Genomic DNA, 15,995 nt, shown 5'->3' on the forward strand with positions numbered 1-15,995 from the left:
GCGCAACCAGATCGGGATTGGCAATGAAGGGGCGCCCGAATGCGATTGCGTCGGCGTGGCCTGCGGCGAGCGCCGCCTCGCCCGATGCGAGATCATAGCCGTTATTGGCCATATACGGCCCTTTGAACGCCCGACGCAGCACGCCGAAATCGAAGCCGGGCACGATATCCCGCGGGCCGCCGGTCGCTCCCTCGATCATATGCAAATAGGCCAGGCCGAATCGGTTCAGGCCTTCGACGGCGTGGAGGAAGAGCGGGGCGGGATCGCTGTCGCGCGCGTCATTGACCGGGGTGACCGGCGACAGGCGTAGACCCGTCCGATCGGCACCGATTGCGGCGGTGACGGCATCGACAACCTCGAACAGGAAGCGGGCGCGGTTTTCGATGCTGCCGCCATAATCATCGGTACGGTGGTTCGATCCGTCGCGCAGGAATTGATCGATCAGATAGCCGTTCGCGCCATGGATCTCGACGCCGTCAAAGCCGGCCGTGCGTGCCATCGCGGCCGCATGCGCGAAATCGTCGACGATCCGCCGGATTTCGTCGCGTTCCAGCGCACGCGGTTCCGCATGCGGCTGGAATCCGCGTTCGGTAAAGGCCTGCCCCTCGGGGGTAACCGCGGAAGGGGCGACCGGCTGAGCGCCACCGGGCTGAAGCGAAGGGTGCGAGATGCGACCGACATGCCAAAGCTGGACGACGATCGTTCCGCCGTTGGCGTGAACCGCGTCCGTCACACGGCGCCACGCCGCGATCTGATCGTCGGTGTAGCACCCTGGCGTCCAGGCATAGCCTTTTGCGTCAGCGCTGATGTGGGTTGCCTCACTGATGATCAGGCCGGCCGATGCGCGCTGGGCATAGTAGGTCGCGGCGGAGGGGCGCGGCACATCGCCGGCCAAAGCCCGGCTTCGTGTCAGCGGCGCCATGACGACACGGTTGGCGAGCTGGAGCGCGCCGAGCCGGGTGGGCTGGAAGAGCAGGCTGGAGGCGGTGTCGAGTGGCACGCGATAGTCCTTGCCGAAGGGGAGGTCGGCGCCGGCAAATATTACGATACGGACCGTGTCACAATGCTTGAAAAGAGTGAACAGGCTCATTACGATACGCAGCGTATCGCTGGAATATGAGCCATGGCGTTGATCAATTACGAGCTGCGTTCGCGCATCGATGACGCCGGCAGGCTGCGTGTGTGGCTGGAGGAATTGGAGGTGGCCGCGCCTGCTGCCGACGAGGTGGTCGTGCAGGTGGAGGCCGCGCCGCTCAATCCGTCGGATCAGATATTGTTGTTCGGACCGGCCGATCCAAAGACGCTGAAGCAGACGGGAAGCGCCGCCTTTCCCGTCATTGAGGGGCAGGTGCCGGCCGAGCGACTTCCCGCCATTTCGGGCCGGCTGGGGCAGGCTTTGCCGGTCGGGAACGAAGGGGCGGGTACCGTCGTGTCGGCAGGCGACGCCGCCAAGCACCTGGTGGGGCGCCAGGTGGCGATCCGCGCGGCAACCGGCACTTATTCGCGCTACCAGACGGTCAAGGCGGCCGCCTGTCTGCTCCTTCCGGAGGGCGTCTCCGCCCGCGAAGGTGCGGCGGCCTGCATCAATCCGCTGACCGCGCTTGGCATGGTCGAGACGTTACGGCGAGAGGGGCATAGAGCGCTCGTCCACACGGCGGCGGCCTCCAACCTCGGGCAGATGCTGAACCGACAGTGCCTCGCCGATGGCGTACCGCTGGTGAACATCGTTCGCAGCCAGGCGCAGGTATCGCTGCTGCACGAGCAGGGTGCCCGCTATGTGATCGACAGCAGCGCCGATCATTTCCAGGACGCGTTGGTCGCGGCCCTGGACGAGACGGGGGCGACGCTTGCCTTCGATGCGATCGGAGGCGGGACGATGGCGGCCACGATCCTGTCCGCGATGGAAAAGGTCGCGGCGCGCCGGCTGTCGACATACAGCCGCTACGGCTCGCCGACGCACAAGCAGGTCTATATTTACGGCGGGCTCGATCCCAGCCCGCGCGTGCTGGATGGGCAATTCGGCATGGCATGGGGCGTTGGCGGGTGGCTGATGACCTGGTTCTATGACCGGATCGGCAGCGATGCCGCCGCCCCGCTCCTGAAACGGGCGGCGGACGAGCTCACTACCACTTTCGCCAGCCAGTTTTCGGATGAAATCGGGCTGGCCGAGATGCTCTCGCTCGATGCGATCCGCGCATATACCCGCCGTGCGACCGGAGAGAAATTCCTCGTCCTGCCGCAGCAGGATCGCGCATGACGGTCGCGCGGGGCCGCAAGCGCGACGAGACATCGCGGCAGGCGATCCTGAGCGCGACCTTCGCGCTGCTGGAGGAACAGGGGTTCGACCGCCTTTCGATCGAGGGGGTGGCGGCGCGCGCGGGAACCGCCAAGACCACCATCTACCGCTGGTGGCCGAGCAAGGGCGTGCTCGCCGTCGAGGCGTTCCTGGCTACGACCGAACCCCTGATCGCCTTTCCCGACAGCGAGTCGCCGCGCGAGGATATCATGCGGCAGATGCGATCGCTGGCGGCGCTTTACCGCGGGCCGACAGGACGATTCGTGCGCGAGATGATCGGCGCGGCGCAGCATGATGCGGCGATGAGCACGGCGTTTGTCTCCGGTTTTCTGGAGCCGCGACGCGCGCAGGCGAAGGCGGTGTTCCATCGCGGCGTCGCGGCCGGCGAGTTTCGCGCCGACCTGGATGCCGATATCGCGATCGATGCACTATACGCGCCCATCTACTATCGCCTGCTCGCGTCCGGTGGAGCGATCGACGACGCATTTGTCATTGGCCATGCGGAGCTGGTGCTGCGCGGCCTGCAACCTTGATGCCGGCCAGGCTGTTCGTGCTCGCGCTGGGCACCGGTGCTCCTGTTGCTGCTGGCCGCAGTCTTGGAGAGTGCGGCGCTGGTCTGGGGCTTGGCCCATGTTGCGGCTTCAGGTTGTTGCCGCGCTGATCCTGGCGGCCGAGCGATGCGAGAATGGTTAGCGGCAAGCCTCCAGCGCTTCCAGGCGGCGGAGCAGGGCGATCAGTGTGGCGCGGTCTGCGCTGTCGAAGCCGGAGAGCAGTCGCGCTTCGTGTGAGCCGAGGCGTTGGAGACAGTCGACGATCATGTCGGTGCCTTGAGCGGTCAGGGTCAGCGCGAAAGCGCGGCGATCGTCGGCATCGGCCTGGCGGTCGATCAGGCCGAGACCGACCAGTTCGGTGATGAGCGACACCATGTTGGCGCGCTTGATCCCGAGCGCGCGACCAACCTCCCCCTGGTTGATGCCGGGATTGGCAGAGACCACCGACAGGATGCCGAACAGCACCTGGCGCATGCCGGTGCCCTCGACCGCGCGCGCGAAATCGCTGCCGAACAGGTGGGACGCACGGCGCAGATGGTAGCCGACAAAGTCTTCCAGCGGCCCCAATGCCGTGTTGCCCCGCGCATTGTCGCTGCCCGTCAAAATCTTCTCCCTGCTCCCGCTCAGCACCGTGCGTGATCCCGCCAGTCTCCGCAACAACAGCTGCGTTCCGCGCCGGCGAACGCCAGCTGCTGAGCCGTGCAAACCCGCTTGAAATCACCGCGCAGCTTAGAGTAAGCTATGTGGTATAACAATATTGGAGAGTGCGTGGTGGCAACGTCCGTATCAATGCTCGTCGCCGGCGAGGATCATCCCGTCGCCACCAGCTTCGATCGCATCAACCCTGTCACCGGGGACGTGGCGACGACCGCGCCCGCCGCCAGCGCCGACGATGCGCGCGCCGCAGCGGATGCGGCGGCGGCGGCCTTTCCCGCCTGGTCGGCACTCGGCCCCAATGCGCGCCGTGCCTTGCTCAACAAGGCGGCGGCGGCGCTGGAAGCCAAGGCTTCCGATTTCGTCGACGCTATGATGGGCGAGATCGGCGCGACCGAAGGCTGGGCGCGTTTCAACCTGATGCTGGCAGCCAGCATGGTGCGCGAAGCCGCCGCGCTGACGACGCAGATCAGCGGCGAGGTCATCCCGTCCGACAAGCCGGGCTGCATCGCCATGGCGCTGCGCGAGCCGGTGGGCGTAATCCTGGGCATCGCGCCGTGGAACGCGCCGATCATCCTGGGCGTACGCGCGATCGCGGTGCCGCTCGCCTGCGGCAATACGGTGGTGCTGAAGGCGTCGGAGCAATGCCCGCGCACGCACGCGCTGATCGTCGAAGCCTTCAACGAGGCGCTGCCCAAGGGCGCGGTCAATCTCGTCACCAACGCGCCGAAGGATGCGGGCGACATTGTCGGCGCGCTGATCGATCATGAGGCGGTGCGGCGGATCAACTTCACCGGATCGACCGCCGTCGGCCGTATCATCGCCAAGCGCGCGGCCGAGCATCTGAAGCCGGTATTGCTGGAACTGGGCGGCAAGGCGCCGCTGATCGTGCTGGAGGATGCCGATCTGGACGAAGCGGTGAAGGCCGCGGCCTTTGGCGCGTTCATGAATTCCGGCCAGATCTGCATGTCGACCGAGCGGATCATCGTCGTCGATGCGATCGCCGACGAATTCGCTGCCAAGTTCAAGGCCAAGGTCGGCGCGATGCCGGTCGGCGATCCCCGCCAGGGCACCACGCCGCTGGGTGCGGTGGTCGACCAAAAGACGGTCGACGGCGTGCAGAGCCTGATTACGGATGCGCTGGCGCAGGGTGCGGAAAAGCTGGTCGGCGGGGATGCCGATGGCGTGCTGATGCCTGCCCATGTGATCGACAAGGTCACGCCTGCGATGCGCCTGTTCCGGGACGAGAGTTTCGGGCCGGTTGTGGGCATCATCCGCGCCAAGGATGAGGCGGAGGCGATCGCGCTGGCGAACGACACCGAATATGGCCTGTCGGCCGCCGTCTTCACGCGCGACACCGCGCGCGGCTTGCGCGTCGCGCGCCAGATCAAATCCGGCATCTGCCATGTCAACGGGCCGACCGTGCATGACGAAGCACAGATGCCCTTCGGCGGCACCAAGGCGTCCGGCTATGGCCGCTTCGGCGGCAAGGCCGGCATCGACAGTTTCACCGAGCTGCGCTGGATCACGATCGAGACCCAGCCCGGCCATTTCCCGATCTGATCCGACCCCACTCCGCCCGAACCGGCCAAGCAAGGAATGATGATGAGCGAGACCAGCCCGCACGGCACTGTCGCCTATGACATTGTCGACAACGTCGCCTGGGTGAAGTTCAACCGCCCCGAAAAGCGCAACTGCATGTCGCCGACGCTCAATCGCGAGATGATGGACCTGCTCGACGCGCTGGAATTTCGCGACGATGTCGGTGTGCTGGTGCTGAGCGGCGAGGGCACCTCCTGGTCGGCGGGCATGGATCTCAAGGAATATTTCCGGGAGAATGAGGCCAAGGGCCTGGGCGCGACCCGCGGCGCGCAACGCGAGGCCTATGGCTGGTGGCGGCGGCTGCGCTGGTATCAGAAGCCGACGATCGCGATGGTCAACGGCTGGTGCTTCGGCGGCGGTTATGGCCCGCTGTTCGGATGCGACCTCGCCTTTGCTGCGGACGAGGCGACGTTCGGGCTGAGCGAGATCAACTGGGGCATCCTGCCAGGTGGCGGCGCGACCAAGGTCGCGGTGGAGCTGCTACCGTTCCGCAAGGCGATGTACCATGCGATGATGGGCGAGAATATCGACGGCAAGACCGCCGCCGAATGGGGCCTGGTCAACGAATCCATCCCGCTCGCGGGGCTGAAGGACCGCGTCGCCGCGGTGGCGGCGGTACTGTTGCAGAAGAACCCGGTCGCGCTGAAGGCGACCAAGGACGCCGTCCGCCGCGTCGGCGAGATGACCTACGACAATGCCGAGGATTATTTGATCCGCGCGCAGGAGGCGGCCAACAGCTTCGACAGCGAGGGCCGTAAGGAAGGCATCAAGCAGTTCATCGACGACAAGACCTATAAGCCCGGGCTCGGCGCCTACGACAAGAACCGCAAGGCGGATTGATTCCCATGACCGATGTGGCTTCCGCGACGCCCGCAGCGCGTTCGCTCGATCGTTTGCTCAAGCCACGATCGGTGGCGATCCTGGGCGTTTCGGAACGCCCAACCGCGCTCGGCAATCAGGTGCTGGCCAATCTGGAGCGGCATGGCTTCGATGGCGCCATCCACCTGATCAACCCCAAGCATGACATGCTGGCGGGGCGGCCGTGCCTGCGATCGGTGGAGAGCCTGCCCGACGGCGTCGACGTGGCGGTGCTGGCGATCCCCGGCGGCGCGGTGCTGGATACGGTACGGGCGCTCGCGGCGCGCGGGGTTGGGGCGGCAGTCGTGTTCGCGGCGGGCTTTGCCGAGGGCGGCGAGGAAGGTCTCGCCGCACAGCGCGAGGTCGCGAAGATCGCGGCCGAGGCCGGCATGGTCGTGGAAGGGCCAAACTGCCTGGGCCTGACCAATTATGTCGACGGGATCGCGCTGACCTTTGTCGAAACGCCGGCGGAGCGGCTGGGCGATCGCCAGGGTGTCGGGATCGTGTCGCAATCGGGCGCGATGGCGATCGTGCTCGGCACCACGCTCTATGCCAAGGGCCTCGGGGTCTCGATGGGCGTTTCTACCGGTAACGAAGCGGCATCGGGCGTCGAGGATTATGTCGAATATCTGATCGACGAACCGCATACCAAGACGATTGCGATGATCGTCGAGCAATTCCGGCAGCCGCAGCGTTTCCTGGCACTGGCGCGGCGCGCGCGCAGCGTCGGCAAGCAGATCGTGCTGCTCCATCCGGGACGTTCGAGCGCCGCGCGGGAATCGGCTGCGACCCATACCGGGGCGATGGCGGGCGACTGGCAGGTCATGCGCACGCTGGTCGAACATGCCGGCGTCGTCCTCGTCGAAGGGCTGGAGGAGCTGGGCGACGTGGTCGACCTGGCGATGCGGGCAGGGCCGATTCCGGCGCCTGGCACGGCCGTGCTGACTGAATCCGGCGCGTTCAAGGCGCTGACATTGGATCTATGCGAGCAGATCGGCCTGCCCTTGCCTGCGCCTGCGCCGGAGACGTTGGCCGCGTTGCGGGCGGCGATTCCCGATTTCATCCCGGTCAGCAACCCGATGGACCTGACCGCGCAGGCGCTGGTCGATCCCGACATGTATCGCCGGACGCTCGCCCCTCTGCTGGCGGATGATCGTTATGGCGCGATCGTGCTCGCGATCATCCAGACCGACATCGCTACAGCACATCTGAAATTCGTGCCGATTATCCAGGCCATCCGGGCGTTGGCGCCGACGAAGCCGATCGTCTTCGCGGGCATGGATGAGGGCGCGCCCGTGCCGCCCGAATATCTGGCGGAACTGCGGGACATCGGTGTGTCCTATTTCCCTTCGCCGGATCGTGCATTCCGGGCGATCGCGCGGCTTGCCGGGGCGCGGCCGGAGAGTGACGCCGAAGGCGCGCCAGTGCGTGCGATATTGCCGCATGGCGGTGTCATCCCCGAATATGAAGCCAAGGCGCTGCTCGCACCCTTGGCCATTCCGTTCCCGCAAGGCGGCTTTGCGCGCACCGCGGCTGAGGCGGTGGAGGTGGCCGAACGGATCGGCTATCCCGTCGTCCTGAAGGTGCAGGCCCAGGCGCTGTCGCACAAAAGCGATGTCGGCGGCGTGATCCTGAACCTCGCCGATGCGGCGGCGGTCACCGGCGGTTGGAGCAAGCTGGAGGCCAATCTGGCGCGGCATGCGGCGGGCGTGCCGATCGATGGCGTCCTGGTGGAACGGATGGGCGCACGTGGGACCGAGCTGATCGTCGGCGCGCGCAACGACCCCGAATGGGGTGCGGTGATCCTGGTTGGGTTCGGCGGGGTGCAGGCGGAAATCCTGCAGGACGTACGGCTGATCCCGGCCGATCTGCCGCGCGATGACGTGATGGCCGAGCTGCGCAAGCTGAAGAGCGGTGCCTTGCTGGATGGGTGGCGCGGCGCGCCCGCATTGGACGTGAACGCGGTGGCGGACATCGTCGTTGCGCTGGGGCGGATGCTGCGGGGTACGCCGCAGATCCGCGAGGTCGATCTCAATCCGGTGCTGATCTATCCGGTGGGCGAAGGCGCGGTCGCGCTCGACGCGTTGGTCCTGGCCGACGACTGACGTTCGCCGGTCACTGATCGGCGAGCGAGCGCCGGGCGGCGAACAAGGTCGCGGCCGCGATCAGTGAGCCGCCGGCCATCAGCGTGGCGACCAGGGGCAGGCCATAGCCGATCTGGAAGAGGCCGCCGGCCAGGGCTGGGGCCAGTGCCGAACCGCCGCGGCCGATGCCGATGACGAAGCCGGTCGCGCCGGCGCGCAGCCGGGTCGGGAAGCTCTTGGCGATCAGCGCGTAGAGACCGACCACGCCGGCATTGGTGGCAAAGCCGGCGATACCGGCGGTCAGCGACAGCCAGCCCAGCCCACCCATCTGGCGACCGAATGCGGTCACCAATATGGCCGACGCCAGCATGGCGATGATCGTCAGGCCGTAGAGCCGGAAGCGCAGCGTCATGAAGCCGAGCAGCAGCGATCCCGCCGCACCGCCGACGCTGGCCCACACCAGCACACCGGCGGCGAGCGGCGGCGGATAACCCATGTCGACCACGATCTTCGGAATCCATTTCAGGATGAAATAGAAGGTCATGATGTGGGCGAGATACGCGATCGTCAGCGCGACCGTGCGCTGCAGATATTCGCCTGCGAACAGCTCGGCCGGGCCGGCTTTGCGGACACGCGGCTCGGCATCCGGCACGGCCGAGAGGGGGGCGTGGCCGAAGCGGGCGAGCGTATGGTTGATGCGCGCCAGCATGTCCGCGCCGCGCCGGTGCATCAGGAAGGCGATCGATTCCGGCGCGGCGAGCAGGACGATGGGGATGAAAGCCACGGTCGCGCAGCCGCCGAACACGAAAACGGCGCGCCAATCGAAGGACGCCAGCAGCACCTTGGAGATAAGGCCGCCCACTATGGTGCCGATCGGGTAGCCCGCCGCCATCAGGATGACGGCCAGGTTGCGGCGGCGGTCATTGGCGGCTTCGGCGACGGCCGCATTGGTGGCGGCCAACATGCCGCCAATCCCGGTGCCGGTAAGCACGCGCCAGATCGACAGCGTCACCACGTCATGCGCGGTCGCGGCGCCGAACATGCCTGCCGCCATGGCAATCAGGCAGAACAATATGGTGCGCCGCCGGCCGATGCGATCGGCAATGCCGCCCAGCAGCAGCGACCCCGCCGCCATGCCGATCAACTCCATCGAAAGGACGAGACCCAGCGCACCGCGATCGATGCCCCACGCTTTCGCGATCCCGGGGGAGGCGAAGCTGATCGACAGGACGTCGAAGCCGTCGAGCGCGTTCAGGCCGACCATCACGGCCACGATTAGCCATTGGGTCGTCGACATCGGCGCAGCGGCGATGATCTTGCGCGGGTCTTCCATATTTCCCCTCCGTCCGTGCCGTTTCGGCTTATCGGTCCGCTGTGATGCCTTGTGCCTGCGCTATAACGGCAGGCCTACATAATTTTCGGCGATGGCCGTCTGCATCGCATGCGAGCCGGCGAGATAATCGAGCTCCGCCATCTGCATGCGCCGCTCAAAACTGCCATCTTCGGGGAAGCGGTGCATCAGTTTGGTCAACGACCAACTGAACCGTTCCGCTTTCCAGATGCGGGCGAGTGCGCGGGCGGGATAGGCCTTCAGCCCGCTTTCATCGCCCGACCCGAAAAAGGCGATCAGCGCATCCGAAAGATACGCGACGTCGGACGCGGCGAGGTTGAGGCCCTTGGCGCCCGTTGGGGGTACGATGTGCGCGGCGTCCCCGGCCAGAAACAGGCGGCCATGCCGCATCGCTTCGGACACGAAGGATCGGAGCGGCGCGATCGACATTTCGATCGCCGGGCCGCGCACGACCGGCCGGCTGGCAAGGGGGGCGAAGCGGCGTTCCAGCTCATCCCAAAGCCGATCCTCCGGCCAATCTTCCAGCCGTTCGGTGAGCGGAACCTGGATATAATAACGGCTGCGCGTGGGGGAGCGCATCGAGGCGAGCGCAAAGCCTTCATCGCTGTTGGAGTAGATCAGCTCCGGATGACAGGGCGGCACGTCGGCGAGAATGCCGAGCCAACCGAACGGATATTCGCGTTCGTAATGGTGCGCGCGGTCGAACGGCACCGCCTTGCGCGACGGCCCGTGAAAGCCATCGCAGCCGGCGATGAAATCCGCCTCGATCCGATGGAGAACGCCGTCCTTGCGATATTCAACCGATGGGTTGCCGGTGAGATCGTAGAGCGTGACATCGCCGGCTTCCCAGATGATCTCCAGTCCGCGGGACGGAGCCGCCGCGATCAGGTCTCGCGTGACTTCGGTCTGGCCGTAGACGGTGACGTGCTTGCCGGTGAGCGCGGTGATGTCGATACGGATCGTACGGTTACCGTCGGCGAGGTTGAAGCCTTCTTCCAGCATGCCGCCCGCATTGAGGCCCTGATCGATGCCGAGCCGATGGAGCAGATCGGTGGTGACCGTCTCCAGCACACCGGCGCGAATGCGGCTTTCGACATAGGCGCGGGTCTGCCGCTCGACGATGATGCAGTCGATGCCCTCGGCGCGCAGCAAGTGGCCGAGCAGCAGCCCGGCCGGGCCGGCTCCGACGATCGCGACCCGCGTTTTCACCGTCCGGCCAGCTGGCGTTCGAGCTGGCCGAGCACGCGGTAACAGGGAATGACCTGGCCGACGGAAGCGTTGGGCTCGCGCCCCTCGCGGATGGCGGCGATGAATTCCCGATCCTGCAGCTCGATGCCGTTGGAGGAGACCGCCACGCCGCTCAGATCGACCGGCTCTTCCTTGCCGGTGACGAGATCGTCATAGCGCGCGATCCAGGTGCCGTTGTCGCAAATGTAGCGGAAGAAGGTGCCGAGCGGCCCGTCATTGTTGAAGCTCAGCGACAAAGTGCAGATCGCGCCACTCTCGCTCTTGAGCTGGATCGACATGTCCATGGCGATGCCGAGCTCGGGATGAATCGGCCCCTCGATTGCGTTCGCCTGCACGATTGGACCGGCCTGATAGGCGAACAGGTCAACCGTGTGGGCGGCATGGTGCCACAGCAGATGATCGGTCCAGGACCGTGGCTCGCCCTTGGCGTTGATATTCTTGCGGCGGAAGAAATAGGTCTGGACGTCCATTTGCTGGACGTTCGCTTCGCCGGCCGTGAATTTTCGATGCAGATATTGGTGGCTCGGATTGAAGCGGCGGGTGTGGCCGACCATGCAGACCAGGCCGGTTTCCTGCTGCTTGGCAAGGACGGCCTCGGCGTCAGCCAAACTGTCGGCAAGCGGTATCTCGACCTGCACATGCTTGCCGGCTTCCAGGCACTGAATGGCCTGCGCGGCGTGGATCTGCGTCGGCGTGCACAAAATGGCGGCATCCACGCCCGGCAAGGCGAGCGCCTCGGCCAAGTCGGTGCACGCATGGGCGATGCCATATTTGGCGGCGACCGCCTGGGTCGGCTCCAGATGAGCGCCAACGACGCTGACGACTTCTACACCCTCGATATTCTTGAGGCCGTCGAGATGCTTTTCGCCGAACGCACCGGCGCCGGCGAGGACGATCTTCATATCACTGTCTCCGAAGCCACGGGCTCGAGCACGATATGCCCGACCGCGGTGTTGCTGGCGGGCACATGATAGTGCCGGTGAAGCTGACGGGTGGCCTTGCCGAGCGCGCCGCGCATGACGAGCCACATCACCATCTCGATACCCTCGCTACCGGTCTCGCGCAGATATTCGATGTGCGGGATGTGGCGCAGGCGATCCGTGTCACCGGAAAGGCCATCGAGGAAATCATTGTCCCACGCTTTGTTGATCAGGCCGGCGCGGGGACCCTGAAGCTGGTGGCTCATGCCGCCCGTGCCCCACACCTGGACGTTCAGATCCTCGGGGAAACTTTCCACCGCGCGCGCGATCGCCTCGCCCAAAGCCCAGCAGCGATTGCCCGAGGGCGGTGGATAAGTGACGACGTTGACCGCGAGTGGGATCACCTTGCACGGCCATTCCGCCGGCTGGCCGAACATCATCGACAAAGGCACGGTCAGGCCGTGATCGACGTCCATCTCGTTGATGATCGTCATGTCGAACTCGTCGAGGATCAGGCTCTGCGCAATATGCCAGGCGAGCTCAGGATGGCCGTGCACCGTCGGAACCTGGCGGCGGCCCCAGCCTTCGTCCGCCGGTTGATAGCTCTCGCCGCAGCCGATCGCGAAGGTCGGGATGATCTTCATGTCGAAGGCGGAGGCGTGGTCGTTATAGACCAGGATCACTACGTCCGGCTTTTGCTCCGCCTCCCACTGGCGGGTCCATTCGTAGCCGGCGAAGGCGGGCGCCCAATATTCTTCGCCGGTCTTGCCAAGATCGGAGGCGACGCCGAGCGCGGGGATGTGGCTGGAGGCCACGCCGGCGGTGATGCGGGCCATCAGCGTTTGTCCTTTATCGAACGGAGACCTTCGGGCGAGCGGCCGCCCGCGATCATCATCGCGGAATAATCTTCCAGGCTCATGCCCGACATGGTCGAGACAGCCTGGAGGAAGCTCTTGCCGTCGGTGGAGAAGAGCTTGGCGAGGAAGTAAATATTCCCGCCCAGATCCAGCAGGCGATTATAGTCGCGCGCCAGGATCGCTTCTTTCTGTTCCTCCGTGATCGGCCATTCGTCCAGATAGGCGCGCTCGTCCGCTTTCCAGCGTTCACGATTTTCCGGTTTCATCAGGCTCATCGCAAACTGGTTCAGATGATAGCCTTCGCGCGCGCGCCGGGCGGTGAAGACGCGCGTTCCGGGAATATCGTCAAACTCCGCCAGATAGGCGTGGATGTCGCGTGGTCCGCTCATAATCCGCGTGCTTTCAATTGCGCGTCGAGGCGCGGGAAGACGCGGCGGGCATTGCCTTCGAAAATGGCGTGGCGCTGCGCGTCGCTGATCGGCAAGGCATCGATGTAGCGTTTCGTGTCGTCGAAATAATGGCCGGTCTGTGGATCGATACCGCGTACGGCGCCGACCATTTCCGACCCGAACAGGATATTCTTGGTCTCGATCACTTCGGCCAGCAGATCGATTCCGGGCTGGTGGTAGACGCAGGTGTCGAAATAGACGTTTCGCATCACATGCGCTTCTAGCTCGGGCTGCTTGAGCATGTCGGCGAGGCCCCGGTAGCGCCCCCAATGATAGGGCACCGCGCCGCCGCCGTGCGGGATGATGAAGCGCAACGTCGGGAAGTCGCGGAACAGATCGCCCTGGATCAATTGCATGAAAGCGATCGTGTCGGCGGCGATGTAGAAGGCGCCGGTCGCGTGCAGCCCCGGATTGCAGGAGCCGGAGACATGGATCATGGCCGGCACGTCCAGCTCGACCATCTTCTCGTAGAAAGGATACCAGTAACGGTCGGTCAGTGGCGGGAAGGCGAAATGGCCGCCGCCCGGATCGGGATTGAGGTTGCAGCCGATGAAGCCGAGTTCAGTGACGCAGCGCTCGAGCTCGCTGATCGAGCCGGCCAGATCAGCCTTGGGCGATTGCGGGAGCATGCAAACGCCGGCGAACGTCTCCGGATAGAGGCCGCAGACGCGTGCGATCAGATCGTTGGAGGCGCGGCTCCAGGCGATGCTGACACCCTCGTCGCCGACATGATGCGCCATGGTGGAGGCGCGTGGCGAGAAGATCGTCATGTCCGCGCCACGTTCTTTCAGTAGGCGCAGCTGATTGGCCTCGATCGTCTCCCGGATCTCGTCGTCGGAAATGGCCGGATAGGGCGGTGGGGCGGTACCGTCCCTGAAGGCCTGCTTCTGGGCGTCGCGCCATTGATCATGCTGCGCCGGCGCAGTCGTGTAGTGGCCGTGACAGTCGATCACCAGGGTCATGCATCATCCCTTCGGGGCGCGGACAGGATCGCGTCCAGCTTGGCTTCCAGCCCTTCCGGAAGTTGTGGCAGCGCAAGATTGCCGAGCGCACGCTGGCGGGTCACCGTGCCGCGCGTCAGGGCGGCCTCGACCCCGAGCGTTTCGAGCGTTTTCACGACCTCTTCCATCTCGGCCGCGCGACGCAAGCCGTGCACGAGCATCCGGTCCAGATTGTAATCCGCGCGCTCACGCCAAGCTTTGGGCGGCGGGCTGGCATCGAGCGAAGCGATCACGTCGTCCAGCACGCCGGCCTCGCGCGCCGCGATCACGCACTCCGCGGTGAGCGCTTCCATGCCCTTGATCATGACGGAGCGGATCATCTTGATGGCGGATGCGGCGCCGACGGGGCCATCCTTCTTGCGCACCTTCGGGAAGCCGTAATGCTGCAACAGCGCGATTGCGGAGTCGGCATGGGGACCGCCGACCAGCAACGGCGTGGCGCGACCCCCGGGATGGACCGGTGACATGACCGCGACATCGACATAGCGGGCGCCCGCTGCCTCGATCACCTCGGCCGCGGCGAGCTTCGTCGCCGGGGCCACGCTGTTCATGTCGAGCCAGAGCGCGTCCGGCTCCAGCGCGCCGGCATAGGAATGCGCCGCCGACAACGCCTGATCGGCGGTGACCACGCAGATCGCTGCCTGGGCGTCTGCCAGCGCCTCTTCGGGCGAGTCATGGATATCGACGCCAGCCTGTGCCGCCTGGATCAGCTTGGCCGATCGCAAGGCGGGATCGCGGGTTTTCAGGTCGATCGCCCGGGGGCGCGGATGATCCGCGTCGAGACCGGTCGCGAAGGCGATGCCAGCCTCCCCCAAGCCAATGAACGCGAGTGCCTTCATGCCGTGCGGGCTAGAGCAGGCAGGGTGCAGACATCCAATCGGAATGCCGCTGGGGCCATCAGTTTTTGTGAATAGTCAAGTCGCGCTTTGCAACGCCGATAGGAAGAAACGCTGCGCCGTCGTGGGTTTCCAGTCGCGCCGCACGGTTACGCCGATCGATCGCACATGATCGTCCAGCGGAGGGCCGACCATGGCAAGCAGGCCAGATCGCAATTCCATTCCCACCTGTTCCGGCGAGAGCAAGGTCAGATAATCGCCGGACGCCAGGAGCCAGCGTATCACCATGACCGACCCGCAATCGACCGGGGCGGCCGGGCGGGGGCCAGCCGCGAACATATCCTCCCAATGCTGGCGGAGAGGCGAGCCCGGCAGCCCGACCAGCCAACGGTGACGGGCCAGCTCCTCCAGCGGTGGAAGCTTTGGCCCGGCCAGCGGATGTCCGCGGCCCGCGAGGATGGCGAGACGATCTTCCAGCAGCGGCGATTGGACGACATCGGGCCCGGGGGCAGGAGAGCGCAGCGCGCCGATCGCCATATCGATGTGGCCGTCGCGTAGCTGCTCCATCAGCTCGCGATGCGCCCCTTCCACGATCGTCACGTGGGTGCGTGGATGCCGCGCCTGCAAGAGCGCGACGGAGGCCGGGAGCAATCGGGCACGGCATAACGGCATGGCGCCAACGATCAGGCGGTCGGGCGCATCGGTATCGGTCAGCGCGGCAAGTTCGACCAACCCGGATTTGAGCGCGCTTACCGCAAACCGGAAGGCGCGTGCGGCGCTGCGGCCGGCTGGCGTCAGCGCCACACCGCGGCCGCGACGCTTCACCAGCGGCGTTCCCGTGAGGCGCTCGATGTCCCGGACCGATCGATGTAGTGCGGGCTCGGACAGGCCGGTCTGCTGGGCGCTGGCGACGTAACTGCCCTGATCCGCGAGCGCGAGCAGGGCGCGTACCTGGGCGGTGGTAATCAGTCGTTCGGGCTTGCTGAAGCCGCGACCGCCCGGCCCATTCGGGCTCAGCCCGGTTGCAAGATGCGTGTAGGCCTCATCGACCCGCGCCGCGAGCGTCGCACCGGCGGGCGTGGCGGTCATCCCGGCCCGGCTCCGCAGGAAGAGCGGGCCCAGGCGCGTCTCCAGCCCGGCAATGGCCGCGGTAAGCGCAGGCTGGGTGATGCCGACATCCTGCGCCGCCGCGCTCAGGCTGCCGAGGCGAACGACCGTCGCCAGCGCGCGGAGATGACGCAAATTCAAGGCGAACGGATCGACCACTTGGCCTATCCTTAGCCAAAAT

At 65.8% G+C, this 15,995-nt stretch carries 15 protein-coding genes; 5 read left to right on the top strand and 10 right to left on the bottom strand.

Translation table 11 applies throughout. The features are described from left to right. The coding region (locus tag ACOJSI_RS06080; RefSeq protein ID WP_420137368.1) for an alkene reductase at positions 1–1,090 on the bottom strand (1,090 nt) is incomplete at its 3' end. Between the two features lie 33 nt (positions 1,091–1,123). Here ACOJSI_RS06080 and ACOJSI_RS06085 point away from each other — a divergent pair. Continuing rightward, the gene (locus ACOJSI_RS06085) at positions 1,124–2,257 is read left to right on the top strand and encodes an NADH oxidase (protein ID WP_420137369.1); all 1,134 of its coding nucleotides are present in this window, start codon (positions 1,124–1,126) and stop codon (positions 2,255–2,257) included. Beyond that, positions 2,254–2,829: a TetR/AcrR family transcriptional regulator gene (locus ACOJSI_RS06090; RefSeq protein ID WP_420137370.1), complete on the top strand. Its 576-nt coding sequence runs from the start codon at positions 2,254–2,256 to the stop codon at positions 2,827–2,829. Before ACOJSI_RS06085 ends, ACOJSI_RS06090 begins: the two co-directional genes overlap by 4 nt. A gap of 156 nt (positions 2,830–2,985) precedes the next feature. Here ACOJSI_RS06090 and ACOJSI_RS06095 read toward each other — a convergent pair whose 3' ends face one another. Then, on the bottom strand, positions 2,986–3,450 hold the full coding sequence (locus ACOJSI_RS06095; protein WP_420137371.1) for a MarR family winged helix-turn-helix transcriptional regulator: 465 nt from the start codon (positions 3,448–3,450) through the stop codon (positions 2,986–2,988). A 186-nt stretch (positions 3,451–3,636) separates the two neighbouring features. On the opposite strand from ACOJSI_RS06095, the gene ACOJSI_RS06100 reads away from it, so the two are divergent. Genes ACOJSI_RS06100 through ACOJSI_RS06110 form a run of 3 tightly spaced genes read left to right on the top strand, consistent with a single transcriptional unit; the run spans position 3,637 to position 8,066 of the window. Next, the gene (locus tag ACOJSI_RS06100; protein WP_420137454.1) at positions 3,637–5,064 is read left to right on the top strand and encodes an aldehyde dehydrogenase; all 1,428 of its coding nucleotides are present in this window, start codon (positions 3,637–3,639) and stop codon (positions 5,062–5,064) included. Positions 5,065–5,106: 42 nt separating this feature from the next. After that, the gene (locus ACOJSI_RS06105) at positions 5,107–5,943 is read left to right on the top strand and encodes a p-hydroxycinnamoyl CoA hydratase/lyase (RefSeq protein ID WP_420137372.1); all 837 of its coding nucleotides are present in this window, start codon (positions 5,107–5,109) and stop codon (positions 5,941–5,943) included. A gap of 5 nt (positions 5,944–5,948) precedes the next feature. After that, positions 5,949–8,066, top strand: coding sequence for an acetate--CoA ligase family protein (locus tag ACOJSI_RS06110; RefSeq protein ID WP_420137373.1), 2,118 nt, complete (start codon positions 5,949–5,951; stop codon positions 8,064–8,066). A 10-nt stretch (positions 8,067–8,076) separates the two neighbouring features. Here the strand turns inward: ACOJSI_RS06110 and ACOJSI_RS06115 are convergent, their stop codons facing one another. The 8 genes from ACOJSI_RS06115 to ACOJSI_RS06150 all read right to left on the bottom strand — a co-directional run bounded on the left by ACOJSI_RS06115 (position 8,077) and on the right by ACOJSI_RS06150 (position 15,973). Continuing rightward, a complete protein-coding gene (locus ACOJSI_RS06115; RefSeq protein WP_420137374.1) occupies positions 8,077–9,378 on the bottom strand; it encodes an MFS transporter in 1,302 nt (433 codons plus the stop codon). A gap of 60 nt (positions 9,379–9,438) precedes the next feature. Beyond that, positions 9,439–10,605, bottom strand: a complete 1,167-nt coding sequence (pobA, locus tag ACOJSI_RS06120; RefSeq protein WP_420137375.1) for a 4-hydroxybenzoate 3-monooxygenase — start codon at positions 10,603–10,605, stop codon at positions 9,439–9,441. Further along, complete coding sequence (locus ACOJSI_RS06125) at positions 10,602–11,546, bottom strand: Gfo/Idh/MocA family oxidoreductase (protein WP_420137376.1); 945 nt, start codon at positions 11,544–11,546, stop codon at positions 10,602–10,604. The genes pobA and ACOJSI_RS06125 overlap by 4 nt, the downstream gene beginning before the upstream one ends. Beyond that, complete coding sequence (locus ACOJSI_RS06130; RefSeq protein ID WP_420137377.1) at positions 11,543–12,400, bottom strand: class III extradiol dioxygenase subunit beta; 858 nt, start codon at positions 12,398–12,400, stop codon at positions 11,543–11,545. The genes ACOJSI_RS06125 and ACOJSI_RS06130 overlap by 4 nt, the downstream gene beginning before the upstream one ends. Continuing rightward, a complete protein-coding gene (ligA, locus tag ACOJSI_RS06135; RefSeq protein ID WP_420137378.1) occupies positions 12,400–12,810 on the bottom strand; it encodes a protocatechuate 4,5-dioxygenase subunit alpha in 411 nt (136 codons plus the stop codon). The genes ACOJSI_RS06130 and ligA overlap by 1 nt, the downstream gene beginning before the upstream one ends. Continuing rightward, positions 12,807–13,832 (bottom strand): amidohydrolase family protein, encoded by a 1,026-nt coding sequence (locus tag ACOJSI_RS06140; protein ID WP_420137379.1) that lies wholly within the window; start codon positions 13,830–13,832, stop codon positions 12,807–12,809. Before ACOJSI_RS06140 ends, ligA begins: the two co-directional genes overlap by 4 nt. Then, positions 13,829–14,710 carry a DUF1932 domain-containing protein gene (locus ACOJSI_RS06145; protein ID WP_420137380.1) on the bottom strand — a complete coding sequence of 294 codons (882 nt, stop codon included), beginning with the start codon at positions 14,708–14,710 and terminating at the stop codon, positions 13,829–13,831. Before ACOJSI_RS06145 ends, ACOJSI_RS06140 begins: the two co-directional genes overlap by 4 nt. Positions 14,711–14,785: 75 nt before the next feature. Continuing rightward, positions 14,786–15,973 carry a LysR family transcriptional regulator gene (locus tag ACOJSI_RS06150; protein WP_420137381.1) on the bottom strand — a complete coding sequence of 396 codons (1,188 nt, stop codon included), beginning with the start codon at positions 15,971–15,973 and terminating at the stop codon, positions 14,786–14,788. Between the last annotated feature and the right edge of the window lie 22 nt (positions 15,974–15,995).

Origin of the sequence: Sphingomonas sp. (assembly GCF_048595155.1) — a bacterium.
Classification (GTDB): domain Bacteria; phylum Pseudomonadota; class Alphaproteobacteria; order Sphingomonadales; family Sphingomonadaceae; genus Sphingomonas_I.